This is a genomic window from Streptomyces griseus subsp. griseus (assembly GCF_000720255.1).
Taxonomy (GTDB): domain Bacteria; phylum Actinomycetota; class Actinomycetes; order Streptomycetales; family Streptomycetaceae; genus Streptomyces; species Streptomyces griseus_I.
Window position 1 is genome coordinate 36,601 of the sequence record NZ_JOJE01000027.1, and the last position, 18,942, is coordinate 55,542.

18 protein-coding genes and 2 pseudogenes are annotated in these 18,942 nt (G+C 67.7%); 11 read left to right on the plus strand and 9 right to left on the minus strand.

The features are described 5' to 3' along the window. Window positions 1-74: 74 nt before the first annotated feature. The gene (locus tag IG99_RS29700; protein ID WP_037679186.1) at window positions 75-1,154 is read right to left on the minus strand and encodes a phosphotransferase; all 1,080 of its coding nucleotides are present in this window, start codon (window positions 1,152-1,154) and stop codon (window positions 75-77) included. Window positions 1,155-1,165: 11 nt separating this feature from the next. Next, window positions 1,166-2,569 carry an aspartate aminotransferase family protein gene (locus IG99_RS29705; protein WP_234312008.1) on the minus strand — a complete coding sequence of 468 codons (1,404 nt, stop codon included), beginning with the start codon at window positions 2,567-2,569 and terminating at the stop codon, window positions 1,166-1,168. A 440-nt stretch (window positions 2,570-3,009) separates the two neighbouring features. Between IG99_RS29705 and IG99_RS29710 the strand changes: the two genes are divergently transcribed. Both IG99_RS29710 and IG99_RS29715 read left to right on the plus strand, forming a co-directional pair. Continuing rightward, window positions 3,010-4,179, plus strand: coding sequence for an ROK family transcriptional regulator (locus tag IG99_RS29710; RefSeq protein WP_037679189.1), 1,170 nt, complete (start codon window positions 3,010-3,012; stop codon window positions 4,177-4,179). Between the two features lie 296 nt (window positions 4,180-4,475). Continuing rightward, window positions 4,476-5,702, plus strand: coding sequence for a lactonase family protein (locus IG99_RS29715; protein ID WP_234312009.1), 1,227 nt, complete (start codon window positions 4,476-4,478; stop codon window positions 5,700-5,702). Between the two features lie 309 nt (window positions 5,703-6,011). Here the strand turns inward: IG99_RS29715 and arsM are convergent, their stop codons facing one another. Further along, window positions 6,012-6,908 (minus strand): arsenite methyltransferase, encoded by an 897-nt coding sequence (arsM, locus tag IG99_RS29720; protein ID WP_037679194.1) that lies wholly within the window; start codon window positions 6,906-6,908, stop codon window positions 6,012-6,014. Between the two features lie 104 nt (window positions 6,909-7,012). Here arsM and IG99_RS29725 point away from each other — a divergent pair, with 104 nt between their 5' ends. The 4 genes from IG99_RS29725 to IG99_RS29740 all read left to right on the plus strand — a co-directional run bounded on the left by IG99_RS29725 (window position 7,013) and on the right by IG99_RS29740 (window position 9,336). Continuing rightward, a complete protein-coding gene (locus tag IG99_RS29725) occupies window positions 7,013-7,387 on the plus strand; it encodes an ArsR/SmtB family transcription factor (protein ID WP_037679196.1) in 375 nt (124 codons plus the stop codon). After that, on the plus strand, window positions 7,384-8,118 hold the full coding sequence (locus IG99_RS29730) for an aquaporin (RefSeq protein ID WP_037679199.1): 735 nt from the start codon (window positions 7,384-7,386) through the stop codon (window positions 8,116-8,118). Before IG99_RS29725 ends, IG99_RS29730 begins: the two co-directional genes overlap by 4 nt. Before the next feature lie 29 nt (window positions 8,119-8,147). Then, window positions 8,148-8,564 carry an arsenate reductase ArsC gene (locus IG99_RS29735; RefSeq protein ID WP_037679201.1) on the plus strand — a complete coding sequence of 139 codons (417 nt, stop codon included), beginning with the start codon at window positions 8,148-8,150 and terminating at the stop codon, window positions 8,562-8,564. A 310-nt stretch (window positions 8,565-8,874) separates the two neighbouring features. Then, entirely contained in the window at window positions 8,875-9,336 is a 462-nt protein-coding gene (locus IG99_RS29740) for a hypothetical protein (protein ID WP_037679204.1), read from the plus strand. Between the two features lie 246 nt (window positions 9,337-9,582). Here the strand turns inward: IG99_RS29740 and IG99_RS29745 are convergent, their stop codons facing one another. The 5 genes from IG99_RS29745 to IG99_RS49700 form a co-directional block, all read right to left on the minus strand. Further along, on the minus strand, window positions 9,583-12,060 hold the full coding sequence (locus tag IG99_RS29745) for an RICIN domain-containing protein (protein ID WP_234312010.1): 2,478 nt from the start codon (window positions 12,058-12,060) through the stop codon (window positions 9,583-9,585). A 110-nt stretch (window positions 12,061-12,170) separates the two neighbouring features. Next, a complete protein-coding gene (locus IG99_RS29750) occupies window positions 12,171-12,758 on the minus strand; it encodes an ABC transporter permease subunit (RefSeq protein ID WP_037679207.1) in 588 nt (195 codons plus the stop codon). A gap of 467 nt (window positions 12,759-13,225) precedes the next feature. After that, window positions 13,226-14,296 (minus strand): LacI family DNA-binding transcriptional regulator, encoded by a 1,071-nt coding sequence (locus IG99_RS29755; protein WP_199815629.1) that lies wholly within the window; start codon window positions 14,294-14,296, stop codon window positions 13,226-13,228. Window positions 14,297-14,596: 300 nt separating this feature from the next. Continuing rightward, window positions 14,597-14,947: a hypothetical protein gene (locus IG99_RS29760; RefSeq protein ID WP_037679208.1), complete on the minus strand. Its 351-nt coding sequence runs from the start codon at window positions 14,945-14,947 to the stop codon at window positions 14,597-14,599. Between the two features lie 97 nt (window positions 14,948-15,044). Further along, entirely contained in the window at window positions 15,045-15,314 is a 270-nt protein-coding gene (locus IG99_RS49700) for a hypothetical protein (RefSeq protein WP_051866048.1), read from the minus strand. Between the two features lie 106 nt (window positions 15,315-15,420). Between IG99_RS49700 and IG99_RS49710 the strand changes: the two are divergent. From IG99_RS49710 to IG99_RS50585, 5 genes and pseudogenes are all read left to right on the plus strand, one after another. Beyond that, a pseudogene (locus IG99_RS49710) lies at window positions 15,421-15,881 on the plus strand (DUF6807 family protein); the annotation flags it as partial. Between the two features lie 73 nt (window positions 15,882-15,954). Beyond that, window positions 15,955-16,293 carry a DUF6807 family protein gene (locus tag IG99_RS52065; protein ID WP_394298054.1) on the plus strand — a complete coding sequence of 113 codons (339 nt, stop codon included), beginning with the start codon at window positions 15,955-15,957 and terminating at the stop codon, window positions 16,291-16,293. After that, entirely contained in the window at window positions 16,178-16,852 is a 675-nt protein-coding gene (locus tag IG99_RS29770; protein WP_394298055.1) for a cupin domain-containing protein, read from the plus strand. The genes IG99_RS52065 and IG99_RS29770 overlap by 116 nt, the downstream gene beginning before the upstream one ends. Continuing rightward, window positions 16,849-17,227, plus strand: a pseudogene (locus IG99_RS52390) (family 43 glycosylhydrolase); the annotation flags it as partial. The gene IG99_RS29770 and the pseudogene IG99_RS52390, both read left to right, overlap by 4 nt. After that, window positions 17,221-17,799 carry a beta-xylosidase family glycoside hydrolase gene (locus IG99_RS50585; RefSeq protein WP_234312011.1) on the plus strand — a complete coding sequence of 193 codons (579 nt, stop codon included), beginning with the start codon at window positions 17,221-17,223 and terminating at the stop codon, window positions 17,797-17,799. The pseudogene IG99_RS52390 and the gene IG99_RS50585, both read left to right, overlap by 7 nt. Window positions 17,800-18,068: 269 nt before the next feature. Here the strand turns inward: IG99_RS50585 and IG99_RS29780 are convergent, their stop codons facing one another. Beyond that, window positions 18,069-18,695, minus strand: coding sequence for a TetR family transcriptional regulator (locus IG99_RS29780; RefSeq protein WP_199815631.1), 627 nt, complete (start codon window positions 18,693-18,695; stop codon window positions 18,069-18,071). Between the last annotated feature and the right edge of the window lie 247 nt (window positions 18,696-18,942).

The window sequence follows — 18,942 nt, forward strand, 5'->3', positions numbered from 1 at the left end:
GAGATGGTGGGAACCGGAGAAGCCGTATCTCAACCGATCATGGAACTGCGGGTCGAAGGGGGGTCGCTTCTGGTTCAGGCGAGGTCATGACGGCCTTCCCGGAGTTGCGCAATGACGTCGTCCAGGGGTACGGCCATGGCCCGCCCGACGTTGATCCAGTCGTCTTTGGCGTGGCCGAGGAGGTAATCGCGCCGCTCTGGTGCGCGCTCCGCGCGCCAGTTCGTGATCAGCGCGCGCAACGTGAGTCGTGCCAGCGCGGCGATCGGCAGCAGCGGAAGTTCCCAGTCCTCGAGGGGCCGTGCCCGTTCGTAGCCGGCGACGAAGGCGTAGGCATCCAGCCAGGGGTGATCCGGCGTCCGGCCGAGCAGGTTCGCCAGGGAGACTGCAGGGTCAAAGATCACGGCACTGCGCATAGTGTCACCGAAGTCGATGACGCCGGTGACAAAGTCGTCGCTTTGCGGATCCACCACAACGTTGTAAGGGCTGAAGTCGCCGTGGATCACTTGCGTTTCGAGATCATTCAGCCTCGGGACGATGGCTCCGTCAAAGAGCCGGAAGACCTCCTGGGCCAACTGACGGTGCTCGGTATTCGGCGCGCTCTCGACAAGTCCGGTCAGCTGGTGGAAATGCCGGATGTCCCATACCAGCCCTCGTCGGTCCGCAGGGTGCTCAAATGCTTTCAGCGCCACGTCGACTCGTCCCAGCATCTCGCCCACCTTGGCGAGCTGTTCCGGGGTTGGATTCGATCGTGCCAGGACCGGGCCCTCGACGAAGTCGAACACCCGCAGGACGCGAGTCCTGCCGTCGTTCGTTCTGATGGCCACGCCGTCGTCTCCATCGACGGTCAGCTTCACCCGCTGGGCCGGCAATTCCGGAGCGGTGCCTTGGAGAAAGCGCATTACGGCGGTCTGTAGAGCGACAACCGTCTCCGCCTCGTCAGGGTGTGACACCTTCACGAGGTGGTCGTTCGAGTCGGTCCTGAGCCTGAACGTGTCGTCCTTCTCCGTCGCCAGCCGCTCAAGACGTCCGCCGACGTGGTAATACCTCTCAAGGAGGGCGCTCACCAGCATGACGTCGATGGGCTCGTGAGACGACGCCAGGCCGCTCTCCTCGAAGAGGCGTTGAGCGAATCTTGTTGCCGGTGAGGTGTTCATGGTCAGTTCCTTCAGCCAGCCTGCTGCAGACGGTCCTTCGCGACCTCGGCGAAGGTCTCCAGGAATCGGGTCACATCGGCGGAGGTGAAGGCCAGCGGAGGACGGATCTTCAGAACGTTCGCCGCTTTGCCCGTGCCGCTGATGAGGATCCGACGGTCGCGCATGTCGTTGATGACGTCTTCGGTGCGCGAGCGGTCGGGCTCGAGCGTCTCCCGGTCCTTGACGAGCTCCACACCAACATAGAGACCGCTTCCGCGCACCTCAGCGACGTAAGGGGAATCCTTTGTGATCTCCTGGAGTCCTGCGCGCAGAGCGTTACCGTTCTCGAGAGCACGCTGCTGCACGTTCTCGTTCTCGAAGACATCCAGGACCGCGGCGCCGGCGGCCACAGGGATCGAGCTGCCACCAAAGGTGTTGAAGTAGCGAACGTTCTTACCGAACTCTTCGCAGATATCGGGCCGGAAAACCACACCGGAGATCGGCAGTCCGTTACCCATCGGCTTCCCCATGGTGACGATGTCCGGCAGCACACTGTGGCGGGTGAAGCCCCACATCGAATTCCCGAGCCGGGCGAATCCCGACTGCACCTCGTCCGCGATGTAGACACCGCCGGCCGCGTGCACCTCCTCCACGACGGCCTTCATGTAGCCGACCGGGTCCGTGAAGATTCCGTCGCTTGAGTAGGCGCAGTCGGTGATCAGCGCCGCGAGCCGGTAGCCGTGGCGCTCGAGGTCGTCGATCGCGCCGCGCACCTGGTTGCGCATGTGCTCGGTGAGCGTGGATCCGGGCGGGACGAGGCGCGGGTCAGGAGGATCGATGAGCCGGACGTTCGGTCCCAGCGGTGATCCTGTGCCCAGAGTCGGCGAGAAGCTCGCCACCTCACGAGTGAGGCCGTGGTAGGCCCAGCGGGTCACGATGATTCCCTCACCGCCGGTGTGGAACCTCGCCACACGCACCGCGAGGTCGTTGGCCTCCGAACCGCTGCACGCCAGACTCAGCTTCGACAGCTCCTCGGGGAAGGTCGCGAGAAGCCGCTCCGCGTAGTTGACCAGCGATTCCTGAACGTAGCGCGTGTTGGTGTTGACTTCCGTCATCTGACGGTGGACGGCCTCGGCCACGTGCGGGTGGGCGTGCCCGACGCACGGAACGTTGTTGTAGGCATCGAGGTAGTCGTTGCCGTCGCGGTCGATCAGGTGGGCTCCGTGACCGGAGACGAACTCGACCGGCTCCTTGTAGATGAGCGTATAGCCAGGACCCAGCACCTTGTTCCGGCGCCGGATGGCCTCCTGAAGGTGTTCGGGGAGCTCGTTCAGTACCCCCGGGTCGAACCTGTTGGGGTAGTGGGCCAGTGCTCGACTGAGGGTTGAAGTCATCTGCAGGGTCACCTTCAGTGCTGTTCGGTCGGGGTTGCTCACTGCTGTGGCTGAAACCTTACCATCTTTAGTTCCAGTTCCAGTCTGAAACATAAACCGTGGTCGACATCCCTCCCGCACCTCGACCGGATCATTGCCGCGGCTGGCTGCGGCTGGCTGCGGCTGGCTGCGGCTGGCTGCGAAGAATCGCGCCGTGCGCTCGACGTTCGCTCCTGGTGGTCAGGGGTCGTGGGCCCCGGCTCAGCCTGAGCCGCCGGCCGGCGAATCGGTCCTGGAGGCCTTGAGACCCGCACAGGAGTGCATGCAAGATGAGCCGAGAAGCGTCCAGCAAGGTGAGACACACGGCCAAGGACACCTTCGACCGCGCCCGGTTGAGAACGACGTCGGCGGAACAGACTGTCGTCACTTCACCGAAGCCGTCGATCGTGGCGTCCACACCGGGCCCGGCTCGCTCGGCGTATCGGGCTCGCTATGGTCGTGAGGTGACCAGCAACCCCACATCACGCGACTACAACAAGGCCTCGGTCCTTGATGTGGTCCTGGCCCGGGCGCCCTTGACGCGGAACGAGCTCATCAACCTCACGGGCTTGAGCAAGGCCACGGTATCCCGAGCCGTAGAGGAGCTTCGGGCGGATGGCTTCGTCATCGACGGCGGAGTCGATGAGGTGGTCGGCCGCGGCCGCCGGTCCACCTACCTGGACGTGCCCGGCACGACGGGACACGTCGTCGGTATCAGCTTCGGCGCGCAGACCACCTGCGCCCTCGTGACCGATCTGAGGGGCCGCGAGGTCCACCACGTGACGGTTCCCACCGAGGACCACGACGAGGTCAGGACCGCCGCCGCATGGCTGGTCGGCTTGCTTGCGAAGGCCGGCGAATCCGCGCAGGGACCACTGCGCCAGGTCGTCGCCGCGGTGCCCGGCCGGGTCCGGAACGGCACGGAGATCTTCGGCCCCGCGGAGTCGATGAAGATCTTCGCCGGCTCAGGTCTCCAGCGAGCCATTGAAGACCTGATCAATGCTCCCGTGCTCCTCGACAGCGACGCCAATGCGTCCTTGCTCGGGATCCTCACCAACGACGCAACCATCAGGAACGCCGCGCTCTTCAGCCTCAGCACCATCTTGAACTTCGCCAGCTGCACAGATCACGAGCTCGCCCGCGGGCGTACCCCTGCCTTCGGGGACATTGGTGTGCTCTCCTCCGGGGTCGACGATGAGATCCTCGATGAGCTGCTGAGCACGAACGGTCTTCTCCGCTTTGCTCATGGGCGCGGACTCTACCTGGAACGCGTCGAAGATCTCTGGCTGGAACCGCACGACGAGGCGCCGCGCGCCGAGGTGCTGCAGGCGTTCACCACGGCAATCGTGACTGCTGTCAGTGTCGTCGCCGTGATGCTGGACCCTGAATCGGTCTATTTCGTGGGCCGGTTGCGTCCGCTCGTCGAAGAAGTGCTCCCCGAAGTGCGCAGACGACTGGACCAGAGCCTTCCGGCGGTCCCAAGGATCGAGACGGTGACGCAGGTGTTCGGTCTGTCGACGGCAAGAGGAGCGGTGTACGCGTGCCTGACCATGGCTCAGGACCGGCTACGGGACACTGTGCTCGGGGCACGGCGCCAGAGCCGACCTACGGAGCGATCCGCACCAGCCTTCTGACTCGGCCACGGTTGCTCCTCCGCCACCACGGGCTCGGGCCCGCCGCATGTGGACGCAGACGCCGCGCCATCTCGCCCACCGTGTGGGGCTCCCCGCTGCCGCTGGTGCCATGCGAGTGCCGCTGGTGCCATGCGAGCCGCAGGCCGGACCGCCCCCGAATCCCCCGGAGCGGACGCGAGTTCTTACGAGACGCTGACGCGGGACCAAAACACCTTCACCACACCCTTCCCACAGGCAACTCTGGCTCTGCACGTCACCAACCGTCGGTGGCGGCGAGGTACTACGAGGAGTCAGGCGTGAGCAGGCATACCAGGCGCAGGTCGAAGTCGCGGGTCCGGATGACCATCGCCGGGGCCGGCATCCTCGTGTCGGCGGCGGTCGCGACCACGGTGGCAATCGCCTCGGCGGGGGAAGTTCCCCGCTCATACGAAGGCGCGACGACGAAGAGCGCCAAGGAGGGAGCCGACCACGCCGTCTTCGTACAGGGCAACGAACTCGCCGGAAACACCATCCACGTCTTCAAGCGCGACGAGAACGGCAAGCTGACCGACTCAGGTACCTACGCGACCGGCGGCAAGGGCGGCGACCAGGTCGACGCACCCACCGACTCCCTCGCCTCCCAGGGCTCACTCGTCTACGACCGCGGCTCGCACCTGCTGCTGGCTGTCAACGCGGGCAGCGGCACCGTGACCTCCTTCCGGGTCGAGGGACAGAAACTTAGGGACCGGCGGGTGGTGCGCTCGGGCGGGGACTTCCCCTCGTCCATCGCGGTGTCCGGCAACCTCGCCTACGTCATGAACGCGGGTGGCGCGGGCAGCATCCAAGGCTTCAAGATCACGGCCAATGGACTCGAGCCGCTGGGCGGTTCACACCGCTCCCTGGGGCTGAAGAACGACAGAGTGCCGTTGTTCAGCAGCTCGCCCGGCCAGGTGGCGTTCACTCCGGGCGGCCGAGAGCTGGTCGTCACGACGAAGTCGGCCAACACCATCGAAGTGTTCCCGGTGCGGCGCGACGGACGTCCCGCACACCGGGCGAAGGTCAACGACTCCACCGGCGGCGTGCCGTTCGCGATCACCTTCGACAAGGCGGGCCGGATGCTGGTGGCCGAGGCCGAGAAATCGACGGTCAGTACGTACAAGGTGCTCGCCGACGGCCGCCTCAAGGTCGTCCAGAAGCCCCTGGCCAACGGCCAGAACACGTTGTGCTGGCTGGAGCGCGCCGGCGACTTCTTCTACGGCGGCAACACCGGCAACTCAACGGTCACCGGTTACCGCACCGACGGGCACGGCAGGCTCGCGCTGACCAACGAGGTCGGCATCGCCACCCCGCCGTCCGCCATGTCCCAGGGCGTCATCGACCTGGCGGTGACACAGGACGAGAAGTTCCTGTACGTACAGAACGGAAGCTCCGGCACCGTCGACGGCTTCCGCATCGGCAGGAACGGCTCCCTCACCAAGGTCACCACAGCCACCGGACTGCCTCCCTTCGCCGAGTCCGGCATGGAGGGAATAGCCGCGGTGTAATGAAGCGGCCACCGCGGCCTGGCGCCCTGGAGACACCTCTCCGGGGCGCCGGCCCGTTCCGACGCAGAGGGAGCGCTCAACGTCGGTCACCGCTCCCGCGGTCGACAAGGAATGCGGCCCGGAGGCGGCCCAGCCGGCTGGAGCACCGGCGACGCTCTCACTGACAGCTGGACACTCGACGAGGTCCAAGCCTGCGAAGAGGGCGACCTCCCGCGCCGACCGTGCCGCGTCACCCGAAGCATGCCCCGACAGCCCCCAACCGGCCGACTGCCGGACTCCGATGTGGGCCGTCCGGCAGCCGCCATCGTGTCAGTTCTGGCAACCGCACCCGGAGGCGCTCTTGGCCTCGGTGACGGTCAAGGCGGGATCGGCGGACGTCTCGGCCGGTGTGCAGCACGCGTTCACACCGCAGCAGGCATCGACCGACTCCGTCATCCCGGAAGGGGCGTCAACGGCCACCGGCTTGACGGCGCGGATGATGGCGGAGTGCATACCGTCGGCGACGGCGTGCGTCGGGGTGATCTCGACGCCGGCGAACCCCGCGGCCTGAAGGCCCTCCCGGTATTCAGCGAAGGACAGCGCGCCCGCGATGCAGCCGACATGGTCGCCCCGGTCGCCTCGCTCGGCGGACGTGAGAGTGTCGTCGGCGACGACGTCGAAGACGCCGATACGGCCGCCGGGCTTCAGCACCCGGAACGTCTCGGCAAACACGGCGGGCTTGTCCGTGGACAGGTTGATCACGCAGTTGGAGATCACGACGTCAACGGTGTTCGCCGGCAGGGGGATCGTCTCGATGGTGCCCTTGAGGAACTCGACGTTCGTCGCACCCGCTTTCTCGGCGTTGGACAGGGCGAGTTGGAGCATCTCGTCGGTCATGTCCACCCCGTACGCCTTGCCGGTGGGGCCGACGCGGCGGGCAGACAACAGGACGTCGATTCCTCCCCCGGAGCCGAGGTCCAGAACATGCTCGCCCGCGCGCAGTTCGGCAACGGCGGTGGGGTTGCCGCAGCCGAGGGAGGCGGCGACGGCCCCAGCCGGCAGCGCGTCGCGATCGTCGGCGGCGTACAGGCTGGAGCCGAAGTTCTCGTCGACCTCGACCGGCTCGGGCCCGCAACAGGCGGCGTCGCCCTCGGCGACCCTCGCTGCCGCCGCCGCGTACCGCAGGCGGACGGTTTCGCGCAGGTCGGTGGTGGTCTGCTCGTTCATACTCACTCCCAGCTGGCGGGCCGCAGTATGGGCCCGGAACGGCCTGTATTGATGTTCATTGATCCAACGTTGCGCCTTGAATCGAAAAACGTCAACATAGAGGTATGTCGAAACAACAGCTTGAGGTAATCGGCCAGGACGCCGCCTGCTGCCCGGGCCTGTCCGCCGCCCCGCTGGACGAGGATCAGGCCGCCGACCTGGCGAAGGTCTTCAAGGCGCTGGGCGACCCGGTCCGGCTGCGCCTGATGTCGATGATCGCCTCCCGCGGCGCGGGCGGGGAGGTGTGCGTGTGCGAGCTGACCCCGGCCTTCGACCTGTCCCAGCCGACCATCTCCCACCACCTCAAGCTCCTGCGCCAGGCCGGACTCATCGACTGCGAGCGCCGTGGCACCTGGGTCTACTACTGGGTGCTGCCCGGCGTCCTTGACAAGCTCGCCGCGTTCCTGACCACCACGCAGCCCGCCGGAGTCGGCGCGTGAACGCCTCCCTCGGGCGCCGCGTGGCCGCCGAGGCGATCGGCACCGCACTGCTGGTGGCGGTGGTGGTGGGCTCCGGTATCCAGGCCACCGAGCTGACGCACGACGCCGGTGTGCAGCTGCTCGCCAACTCCCTCGCCACGGTCTTCGGTCTTGGCGTGCTCATCCTTCTGCTCGGGCCGGTCTCCGGTGCGCACTTCAACCCGGTCGTCACACTCGCCGCCTGGTTCACCGGTCGCCGTGATCCGGATGGCCTCGCCCTGCGGGACGTCGCGGCGTACCTGCCCGCCCAGATCACGGGCGCGATCGGCGGGGCGGTCCTGGCCGATGCGATGTTCGCCGAGCCGCTGGTCAAGTTCTCCGCCCACGACCGGTCCGCCGGTCACCTGCTGCTGGGCGAGGTCGTCGCCACGGCGGGGCTGATCCTGCTGATCTTCGGCCTCAGTCGTATCGGCCGCGCCGCGCTCGCGCCCGCGGCGGTGGCCGCCTACATCGGGGCCGCGTACTGGTTCACCTCCTCCACGTCCTTCGCGAACCCGGCGGTGACCATCGGCCGGACGTTCACCGACACCTTCACGGGTGTCGCCCCGGCCTCCGTCGCCCCGTTCATCGCGGCCCAGTTGCTTGGAGGCGTGCTCGGGTCGGGGGCCGTCGCTGTGGTCTACGGCCGCCCTGCCCCCGTCCGGGATGAGGTCGTCGTCCCGCACGGCGAGCCGGAACCCGCCGTCTCCTGACCGATCCGTTCTCCGAGAAAGCCCTGCTCATGAGCTCTTCCGTCACGCCGCGCCCGTCGGTGCTGTTCGTCTGCGTCCACAACGCCGGTCGCTCCCAGATGGCCGCCGCCTTCCTCACCCACCTCGCGGGCGACCGCGTCGAGGTCCGCTCCGCCGGCTCGGCTCCCGCGGGCACCGTCAACCCGGCCGTGGTCGAAGCGATGAGCGAGGTCGGCATCGACATCTCCACCGAGACCCCGAAGATGCTCACGGTGGAGGCCGTCGAGGCATCCGACGTGGTCATCACCATGGGGTGCGGCGACACCTGCCCCGTCTTCCCCGGCAAGCGGTACCTCGACTGGCAGCTCGACGACCCGGCAGGCCAGGGTGTTGAGGCCGTACGCCCCATCCGCGACGCGATCGAGTCCCGCGTCCGGAGGCTGATCTCGGAAGTGACGCCTGGCTGACGACCCGGTCACCCGCGCTCGTTCGAGGCCCTGGTCAGCTGCCGGTTGGCTTCCCGGGCAGCCTTGGTCAGGCTTCGCGCTCCCCAGGGACGCCTTCAGCTCGTCATCTGGAGAGGCGAAGACGGTGACGTGGCAGGGTTCGCCTTCGTCGTCGCCGAGGGCGGCGCCGGTCACGCCTGATGCCTCGTCACCGCTACGGCCCCTGACAACCGCTCCCCGCCCTCGCGCGGCGTCACCTCACAGCTCGTGACCGACGCTCAGTCTGCATCCGGACGATCAGGGGCTTGCGGCGTCGTGCGAATCTGGCGGCATGGATACCTTCGCGGGCCGGCTCGACGGCGGATGGAAGTGGTGGGACGCCGCCATCGAAGAGGCGCAGGCAGGGCGCTGGGTTCGTGATGCCGTGGAACGGCAGGCGATGAAGGACATCAAGGCCGCCACCAACCCTCTCCATGGTGGACGGATGGCTCCCTTCACCGAGGACTCGTGGCACGTACGCATAGGGAGAATCTCGAACTGGGCCGGAGTGCTGCGGCTCGCTGCCCGATCAGGCGGGTGGGTGCTCCAATCAGTCGCCGGGCGCCACCCGCCGCACCCCGCGGGCATGGCCGAGTTGCTGTCCGGCATCTACGCGGTCGGTGAGCAAGGAGAAATCTGGATGAAGCAGCTCCTGAAGGGCGAGCTGCCACCAGAGGACGACATCGCGAAGGCGGAGGGCTTCCTCACAGGGCCAGGGTCCATCGAGGACCTTGAGCTCTTCTTCTACGACTGAGGCGATGGCGAGCTCGTCCGTTCGCCTGGCCAGGCCGCTCGCCCGGCTTTTGTGCCTCGGCGTCGAAGCCGGGCGGGCCTCCCACGCGGCCTCAGACAGCATCCGGCTCCGACCGGCTGACCCGGATCACAATCGGCCGCAGCCACCTGTGCGGGGGAGACACCTCGCACGGCACACTCCGGGAGGGGGCGGACCGGTGTCGGCCGGTCCGCCCCCTCCCGGGGTCGTGGTCGAACTCTCAGGTGGTCAGGGGAGCTTCACCAAGTTCCACTGCTGGTTCGTGGTGCCTCCGGCGGGCCACTGGTCGATGATTCCTCCGTCGGCGGTCGAGTTGCCGAGGACGTCGATCCGGTAGCCGTCCAGGCGGGACTCGATGACATAGTTGCCGTTGTCGGTCGGGGCGATCTGCCACTGTTGGTTCACGCTGCCGGCGGGGGTCCACAGCTGTAGCTGGGTGCCGGGCCAGGCGGTGGCGTGGTCGATGTCGAGGGCCTTGCCGCTGCCGACGCCGACGATGCTGTAGTAGCCGGCGCTGTTGCGGGTCAGCTTCCACTGCTGGTGGGTGCCTCCGCCGTAGGTCCACTGGTCGATCTTCGTGCCGTTGGCGGTGGCGGCGCCGATCGCGTCCAGCACCTTGCCGCTCTGGACGCCGACGATCTTGTAGGTGCCGGAGAGGTCGGGCACGGTGCCCGCGGTGATGGACAGGTTGGAGTACTGGACGGGGTAGAAGCCGGCGGTGCCGAGGCCGGCCAGGCCGCCGCCGTAGCTGCTGTCGGTGACCGTGCCGACGGTGGTGCCGTCGATCTTGGCGGTGATGGTGCTGCCCTGGAAGGACAGAGCCATGTTGTGCCAGGTGTTCGTGCCGGGCGCGGTCACCGTGCCGCTCGCCAGGGTGGTCCACGTCCAGGTGTTGCTGCCGATTCCGGACTTCAGCACCGACCAGGCACCGGTGTCGGACAGCCGCAGGTGATAGGCCTTGAGCCCCACGTTGTTGGTCGCCTGGGTGCCGATGCGGCCGAGGATCTCCGCGCTGCCGCTCTTCTCCAGCAGCACGTCGGAGCTGACGGTGTAGTTGCTCCAGCCCGTGTCACCCATCATGGTGTAGGGCTGGGGGCCGCCGGTCTGGGGGACCCAGGCGATCGGCGCCATGGGAGCCGTCTGGCGCAGGCACTGGCCGCTGCGGCCGCCGGTGCAGGGTGCGGCCTGGAAGGCGCCGTTCATGGTGGCGAGGTACTTCGCCTCCTGGCCGGTGCTGTAACCGGCGAAGGAGTCGGAGTAGGGCAGAGCCAGCTGCGAGCGCTGCGGCGGCGTGGTGCTGCCGGCGCCCCCACCCGTGGAGGTGGTCACCGTGTAGACGTGGCCGGGGTCGAGGGTGAGGGTGTAGGTGCCGCCGGTGGCCGTCAGGTCGGCGTTCTTCACCATGCGCGGGTTGCCCAGGCCGGGCTGCGAGAGGTCGGTGGACCACACGTGCAGGGTGCCGCCGGGCAGGCCGCCGGCCACGTTCAGCGTGACCGTCTGCGAGGCGGTGGCGTCCACCGTCTCCAGGACCGTGCTCCAGGCGCTCTTGTCGGGCGCGGCGTAGCTGACGTAGGAGCCGTTGGCGCGGGCGCCCCCGAGGTAGCCGCTGGCCGTGTCGAGGTACTTCCAGCCTGGGGAGGTGAACTGGGTGGTCTGGCCGACGACCCAGGTGGTGCGGCCCACGTTGTAGTTGCCCGACCACGGCTGGTTGGCGCTGATCATACCGGTGGAGTTGAAGGACTGGTTGTTGTAGATCGACCCGACGATCGGCCAGTTGATGTAGGCGGTCATCTTGGCGTCGATGTAGCCGCGGTTGAGCGCGCGGGCGACCGGGGCCGCGCCGACCTCGGCGCCCTGAGAACCGTTCTCACTGGCCCAGATCGGCTTGCCGAGGGTCTGGGCGTCGGTGGTGGAGCTGCAACTGGTCATCGGGGAGATGTTGTTGCACGGGTAGTGGGCGCCCGCGATGTCCACGGCGTCGTAGAGGGCGCTGTCGTTCTTCATGCCGGTGGCGATCGTCCAGGCGTTGGGGCCCCAGTTGTCGCCGCCGACCAGCTTGGTGGAGGTGTAGCCGTTGGAGATCAGCGCCGCCTTCAGGTTCTTGTACCAGGTGGCGTCGTAGACTTTCTCGTTCCAGCCGCCGACGTAGTCGATGCTCAGCCCGTGCTGCTTGGCGCAGCCCAGCCACGCTATGTAGTAGTCGATCATGTCCTGGCTGTAGAAGGTGCCGTTGCCGACCCAGCCGGGGGCGCCCCAGGGCATGGCGGAGAGCTTGATGCTGGGGTTGCGGGCCTTGGCCTGCTGCATCAGCCACCACTCGTAGCCGGCGTTGCAGTCGATCTGTCCGCGGGCGTGCTGGAAGCTGGCCTCGGCGCCGTCGGTGGAGTTGACGTCGCCGCCCATCTCCACCTTGAGGATCTGCAGGGACGCCCCGTAGCCGGGCTTGAACAGGTAGTCCAGGATCTCGTTGCGCTGGGTGGCGGGGTAGTCGACCAACAGGCGGCTGTTGCCGCCGCCGCCGCTGATCGCGCCGATGCCGTCGAAGGTCCGGCCGCTGCTGGTGCCGTCCACCGTGATCGCGGTGTTGGTGACGGCGTACGCGGTGGACGGGAAGCGCCCGCAGAGCAGGGCGAGCGTGAGGAACGCGGCGGCGAGGGCCGCTATCCGTCTGATGTGTCTGTGGGACAGACGCGGGTTGTCGGGCAAGGGTCGGTCCTCCTGGGGATGTTGCCTTCCGCGCCGAGGCTTGGGCACGTTCGAGGTGGGAGCTGGTGTGGTGGTGCGGGGATGCCGCTCCATTCACGTGGGCGGCTACTTCAGCCTGTGGTGGCGATCCCCTTGACGAGGTAGCGCTGGCCGATGAGGAAGACGACGAAGACCGGGATCAGCGTGACGACGGACATCGCGAACAGCGATCCCCATGAGGCTCCGCTGGTGGCGTCCACGTAGTTGCGCAGGGCTACGGGCGCCGTCTGCAATTCGGGTTTCGTCAGGTAGATCAACTGGCTCAGGAAGTCGTTCCACGTCCAGATGAACGTGAAGATCGCGGTGGTGGCCAGGGCCGGCAACGAGATCGGCAGCAGGATGCGGGTCGGTGATCTGGAGGACGTCGGGCATGTCACCGGCGGCCGCCCGGTCGACAGCTTCTTCCAGTAGTCGTCCCAGTTGGAGTACTCGGGCTGGACGTCGATGTTCGGGTGCTCCTTCTCGTACACCGCGATCATCTGCTTGGTCATCTCGTGCCGCGAGTCCGATCCCCACCAGTTGAACCGGATGACGGTCTTGCCGTTGCTGTTCCCGGAGGAGTCTCCGGCGCAGCCCGCGGACAGGGTCGGGGCGAAGACCGAACAGGTCAGCCCGATTGCGCGGAGCGTCCGTCTGGAGAAGGGAGAAGAAGGGCTCATGGTGAGGGCTCCTCGCTTGCGTACCCGGCGGTGCGCCCGGGCTGGGGAAGTGTTCGTGTCAGGAAGCCGACTTCGGGCGGTGTCCGTCTCGCCGCGCGGCGAGGGGGCTGCACAACTCGGCTGTTCTCGGGCCCGCGAACGTCATCTGCGGTCTGCGGGTAGGACCGCCCGCCCCGGCTCGTCGCACTCTCGGGCGTACTACGGCGGCTCTGACATGTGTTGTCGTGAACGTGCGCTGTGGGGTGTCCTCGGTGTGCCGAGTCGCTGCGCTGAGTTGACCGCGAGTACCGCATCGAGTAGGGATGCTGGTGACCTCAGCAATAGTGAACGTTCACTGTGGCGAGCGTAATAACGGACCAGATCATGGTCAAGGCTCTGTACGGTAACGCTTGGGCTCTTGGTGGCAGTTCACCGATTTCGTTCGGTGAACGCCGGCTGCGGGAGAGTTGCGTGGGTGGGCCGGCCGTTTACCGGACGGCGTCGCCGGTCCTCGCCGGTGCGGTCGATTCGCGCAGCACCAGGCGGGAGTTGAGGTCCAGGTGGACCTCGGGCTCCGCTTCCTGGCGGATGCGGGCGAGCAGCGCTTTCATGGCCTGCCGGCCCATGGCTTCACGATCGAGGTCCACAGTGGAGATGGACGGGTTGAAGTACGCGGTGAACTCGTGATTGTCCCAGCCGAAGACGCTTACGTCCTCCGGCACCCGCCAACCGCGGTCCTGGAACCCGCGGATGACACCCATGGCGACGTCGTCGTTCGCGGCGAGCACCGCGGTGACGCCGGAATCCGCCGACAGGCCCTGGGCCGCGTCGTATCCGGACCGCACGGACCAGTCGCCGTCGATGACGGCGTAGTTCTCCAGGCCCCGCTCGGCGATCGTCCGCAGGTAGACCTCGCGTCGCTTGCGTGCCGACATCCAGTCCGTGCTGCCGGCGACATGGACGAAGCGCCGATGACCGATGGAGGCGAGGTAATCGATGATCTTGGCGGCCGGCTCACCGTCGGACGTGATGCCGTGGGAGCGCATCTGGTCGTCGTACTCGCCTATCACCACGGTGGGCGTGTGCTCCAACCCGAGTTTCCGGATGTCGCCGATGGGGGTGAAGCTCAGCACGCCATCGGCCTGACCGGAGTCGAGCAGGGCACGGACACGGTCCCCGCGGGCTCGTTCGTCGCCTTCCAGGCCGACGATGTCCAGCATGTAACCGGCCGCCTGCGCCTCCGCCGAGGCTCCGCGCAGGATCTGCGAGGGCACGAAGGTCGTCATGGTCGGCAAGACCACGGTGATGCGGTTCGACTTGCGGGTCCGCATCGACCGGGCCACCAGGTTGGGCCGGTAGTCCAGCTCGGCCACGGCCTCCTCGATGCGGGCCACCGTCTGGGGCTTCATCCCGCCGTTGCCCCGCAGGAACCGGGAGACGGTCTGGTGCGACACGCCCGCGTGCGCGGCGACGTCAAGGATGGTGGGCCGCTTCCTGCCAGGAGGCTTCGACCGCTCCCCGTCCAGCTTCGGTCGCGTCCGCTTCTTGTCTGCTTCCACAGTTACCCCTGCCGCCTCTCGCCCCGCAGGCCCGTCGGTACTCTACTGCCGAGTGCACGGCGACCGTCTGCGCCATGGCTCTTGTCATCCCGTCCGAGTCCGCGCCCGGCTCCACCAGTTGGCGGCGGCCGAGCCCCTTGGCTTGTCCTCTGTCACCCTGAGTTCCCTGCCTGACCGGCCATCGGAGGGCGCAGCAGCCCACGAAGCCGGTTCCAAGCCCGGTCGACCGTGCTCGGCCGAGCTCGGAACACTTGTGCTGACCGGGCCTGCCGCCGGTCGGCGGACAACGTAACGGTGTCATCAACCCGCTACGGTGCGGATCGCATGCATTGCGCATCGGCCCCTCAGCCCGCGAGGTTCCACTGCTGGTTCGGTGGTGTTTTCCAGCGCGCCCGCGTAGGTGCTCGTGTTGAACGTGCTGGGATCCTGGGAGCCGCTGAGGGTGCCGATCACGTACGTGTGGTTGTCGTGGATCTCGCCGGCGTCGTTCGTACCACCGTCGAAGACGACGAAAGCGGGGGCGGTCGAGCTTGCCGACTGCACCTGAGTGATGATCTGCCCACCGGTGGCGGTGGGCGCCGGACCCACGGTCGCGCCGTTCCTGGCGTACTTCGTCAGCGTCATTCCTTCCCGTTCGGCGACGAAGTTCATGAAGCTGCGCGCGTACTTGTGTCCGTAGACGATGCTGTCGCGAAGGCGTAGACGGACTTGCCGGCGAGGCTTCCGTAGGCGGGGTTCTCGGGACGGGTCAGCCGGAAGTCGTCGATCGACTGCACGCCGTTCCGTAGCAGTTGCAGGCGACGAACTTCGCCAGGTTCGTCCCCGTGATGCTCCCCGTGGCGGAAGCCATCACGATCGGCGCGGCCTCCTTGCTGGTGATCGTGTACTGGACCTTGTGGAGGGTGAAGTCCATGTGCAGATCGACCGTGTACCACTTGGTCCGGTCGAAACTGATCTTGGTCCAGGTGGGATTGAGCGAGTCCGGCGCGGAGGTGGAGTCCGAGTCGGGACCGGTCACGGCGTAGCGGAGCTCCGCCGCGGTACGTCTACCGGCCGGACAGTCCTCTCGAGGGAATCCCCCAAGCCGTATCTCCACCCGTTGAAGACCCTCCTCCGGTGCGCCCGTGGGCGTCTACCGGCCCTGGGACCACCGCTGGCACAAGGGCCTGCAGATGACCTGGTCGCATCTGTCCGGCGACAACTTCTGGGGCGGGCCCACCTTCGAACAGGGCGCGCCCGGTCATGGCTACGTCTGGCGCGGGAACCACGGCCGGCAAGTGCACCGCGCCTGGACTGGATCGCCTCGAGCGAGGAGGTGTGGATCGACGAGACCCGCACTCCGCGCTTCCACAGCGCCGACACCGACGACGGTGTCTGGGCGCTGGATTTCACCACCGCCCTGACCAACGTCCACCACGAGCCCTTGGAGATGGGCAGTCCCACCACACACGGCCGCCCCGACGCCGGTTACACGGGGCTGTTCTGGCGCGTGCCCCGGGCCTGGACCGGCGCGGACGTCATCGCCGACGGGGGTCACGAAGGAGACGCTGTCATGGGCACGCAGGGCGCCTGGGCGGCCATCACCGGCGAGCACGACCAGATCGACGGCGGCGCCACGGTACTCGCCTACGCCGGCACCACCAGCGCCGCCTCCCCCCCTGACGTGGTTCGCCCGCAGCAGCGCCTTCGCCTGCCTCAACCCGTCGCCCGCCTTCCACAGCGAGATCAAGCTGGAACCCGGTGGGATTCTGTCCCTGAGTCACCGCTTCGTGTTCGTAGACCGCGTCGTGGGTCGCCGTGAACTCGAGCCCTTGTGCGGGAGTTCGCGCTGTGACCCCCCTGCCCGACTTTCCCGCAGCCGTGGGGCTCAGCCAGCTCGAGGTGTACCCGTGGTCCACGGCGGACGACGAACACGGCGGATCGCCCCACATGCACCTCGCCTGCTCGGAGTGTTACGTCGTCGTCAGTGGCTGCGGTCGGCTGGAGACCCTCAGTGACAGAGGGTCGACGACGACCGAGCTGCATCCCGGTGACGTGGTCTGGTTCACCCCCGGCACGATCCACCGCGCCGTCAACGACGGCGGCCTGCGCGTGATCGTCGTCATGCAGAACAGCGGCCTGCCAGAAGCAGGCGACGCGGACGCGGCCTCGCTCCTCGACGCCGACGGCAGTCCCAGTCCCGACCGCGCACGGGCACGGGCACGGGCACGGGCACGGGCACGCAAGGATCTGGCCGTCGAAGGGTTCACCGAGCTGAAGCGGCAGTGGCGGCGAGGAAACCGCTCGGCGTACGAGGACTTCTGCGCGGCAGCGGTGCGGCTCGTCCAACCCCGCCTGGACACCTGGGAGAAGACGGTCAACGACGGTGCGCTGGCTGCAGCGCGCACGGCACTACGACAGATCGACGCGCTGAGGCGCGACGACTTCAACCACTTGTTCAACGCGAAGGTGTCGCGTATCGCCCAACCGCCCGTGCAGACCCTGGGCATGTGCGGTTTCCTGCGCGCCTATGGGGGTATCTGCCGCGTCGGCACACGGGAATGCGGTACCCGATGAGTTCGATACGACCGGGAAGCGGTGGGTACGACGACGCGGCGACCGCCCCGATCCTGTCCGGGATGTACCCCGATCCATCGGTGTGCCGGGTCGGCGAGGACTACTTCCTGGCGAATTCGTCGTTCGAGTACAGCCCCGGCATTCCGATCTGGCATTCCCGGGACCTGGTCTCCTGGCGTCAGATCGGCAACGCACGAGGGACGAGCAGTTCCCCGCGGGCTGCTCGCCGTCGAGCCGCGGCATCTACGCCCGACGCTGCGCCACCATGACGGCCGGTTCTGGCTGATCACCACGAACATCGACGACGCTCGCGGCGGCCATCAGATGTACCACGCACGCGACCCGACCGGGCCGTGGTCCGCGCCGGTGTGCCTCACCGCCAAGGGGACTTCGAGGACGACTTCTCAGCGCCCGGACTGGATCCCAGGTGGGTCTCACCCGGCGAGCGCCCCGACCGCATCGTCCGCAGCGTGCCCGAAGGAGTGGTCGTGGGTCACGCGCTGAGCGAGACCGGCGAGCCCTCGGAACTGTTCACACGGGTCGGCGGAGACCACTGGGAGGCCGAGTTCCTCGTCGATCCAGGGGAGGGTGCCTGCACCGTCGCGCTACGGCTCGACGGTGCTCATTGGTACGGTCTGCGCGTCGCCGACGGCGAAGTCACGGCCGTCGCACGGATCGGACAGGTACGGTCAGTTCTCGGCTCCCGCCCGCTGCCCGACTCCCCTGTCACCCTCCGCGTCCGGTCCACGGAGCCCACGTGGAACGGGCCGGACGACATCGAACTGGGCATGAGCGATGGAAGCGGGATCGATGTCCTCGCCCGCCTGGACGGACGCTATCTGTCCACCGAAGTGGCGGGCGGGTTCACCGGACGCTTGGTGGGTGTGTGGACCGACTCGCGGGAGGTCCTTGTCCGCCGGGTCCGGTTCGCCGAACAGCGGGCGTGACACCATGTCACATACAGCCGGCGGTGAGGGTTCGTCCAGGTGCTCGCGACGTACGCAGCGCACCCGCAGGCTGTCAGGAGCGGCATCGCCCCGCGGCGGCGTACGCGAATGCCGGAACTCCGCCCAGTCCGGCAGGCTCTCGACGCTTTCGCGCAGTGGAGCAGACAGTGGCCCAGGCTCCGGCCGGGACGGCGGTGGAGGGGTTCGTCGACGACCGCGGCGGCCTTGGCGCGGTCGGCGCGGAACAGCCGGGGCTGGGCGATGCCGGTTTACGCTGCCAACGCGCCCATCGCCCGGTCGAGCAGCACGGCCAGCGGGACAGTGCCTTCACAGGTCACCCACGCCGTGGAAGCCGCGTCCAGGCAGGCGAGCGCGGCGGCGGCCAGTGCGCTCGGCCTGGTGTCCTCGGCCCGGTCGGGGTCGGCCCCCAGCCGCCGGGCGACCTCCGGCACCAGCAGCTCCTGCCAGCTCAGTTGCTTCTCGTGGTGCTTGGCGCGCAGTGCCGGGGTCTCCTGGAGCATGCGCAGATAGCTGAGTGCCTGCGCGGGCGGCGCTGCCTCGTTGATCCGCGTCAGGACGTCGAACGCCCGGCGCAGCGACTCCCACGGCTGCTCGTCGTCGGGGCGGGCGGCGAGCTCCGCCGCGATCTGGCGGCCGGTCTCCTCCAGGCGCCCCAGAATGATGTCTTCCTTGGTGCCGAAATACCGGAAGAGGCTGGCCCGCGACAGGCCCACCTCGGCGGCGATCTGGTCGACGGTGGTCCGGTCGAACCCCTGCTCGGTGAAGAGCCGGTGCGCCACCTCGACCACTTCCGCCTGAACCGTCGCACGCACGCGCTCGCGCAGGCCGGGCGGCTTACGTGCGGACGGGGCGGCGATATGGGCGGATTCTGACACGCATGAAGGGTACAGCAACGACTCACTCTGATACCGAGTATCAGAGTGTGGAACGGAGAACCCGGACGCCCCACTTCTTCACAGCGGCGAGTTCTCGGCGTCCACGACCTTCAGCAGGGCCGGGCCGGCGGCGGTCGGGTCGCCGTTGTGGACGTCGACCAGGGAGAAGGTGATTGCGGGCCGCTGCACCGGGCGCGTCAATGGATGGCGCTCGGAGTGCCGGTGCAGCCGGACCGCCGAACTGATC

Bases quoted from the DNA above. Each gene is read 5' to 3' on its own strand.
- IG99_RS29735 (WP_037679201.1), top strand. From the start codon at position 8,148: ATGAGCTCTTCCGTCACGCCGCGCCCGTCGGTGCTGTTCGTCTGCGTC.
- IG99_RS29760 (WP_037679208.1), bottom strand. From the start codon at position 14,947: ATGAACTTCGTCGCCGAACGGGAAGGAATGACGCTGACGAAGTACGCC.
- IG99_RS29750 (WP_037679207.1), bottom strand. From the start codon at position 12,758: ATGAGCCCTTCTTCTCCCTTCTCCAGACGGACGCTCCGCGCAATCGGG.
- arsM (WP_037679194.1), bottom strand. From the start codon at position 6,908: ATGAACGAGCAGACCACCACCGACCTGCGCGAAACCGTCCGCCTGCGG.
- IG99_RS29740 (WP_037679204.1), top strand. From the start codon at position 8,875: ATGGATACCTTCGCGGGCCGGCTCGACGGCGGATGGAAGTGGTGGGAC.
- IG99_RS29725 (WP_037679196.1), top strand. From the start codon at position 7,013: ATGTCGAAACAACAGCTTGAGGTAATCGGCCAGGACGCCGCCTGCTGC.
- IG99_RS29700 (WP_037679186.1), bottom strand. From the start codon at position 1,154: ATGAACACCTCACCGGCAACAAGATTCGCTCAACGCCTCTTCGAGGAG.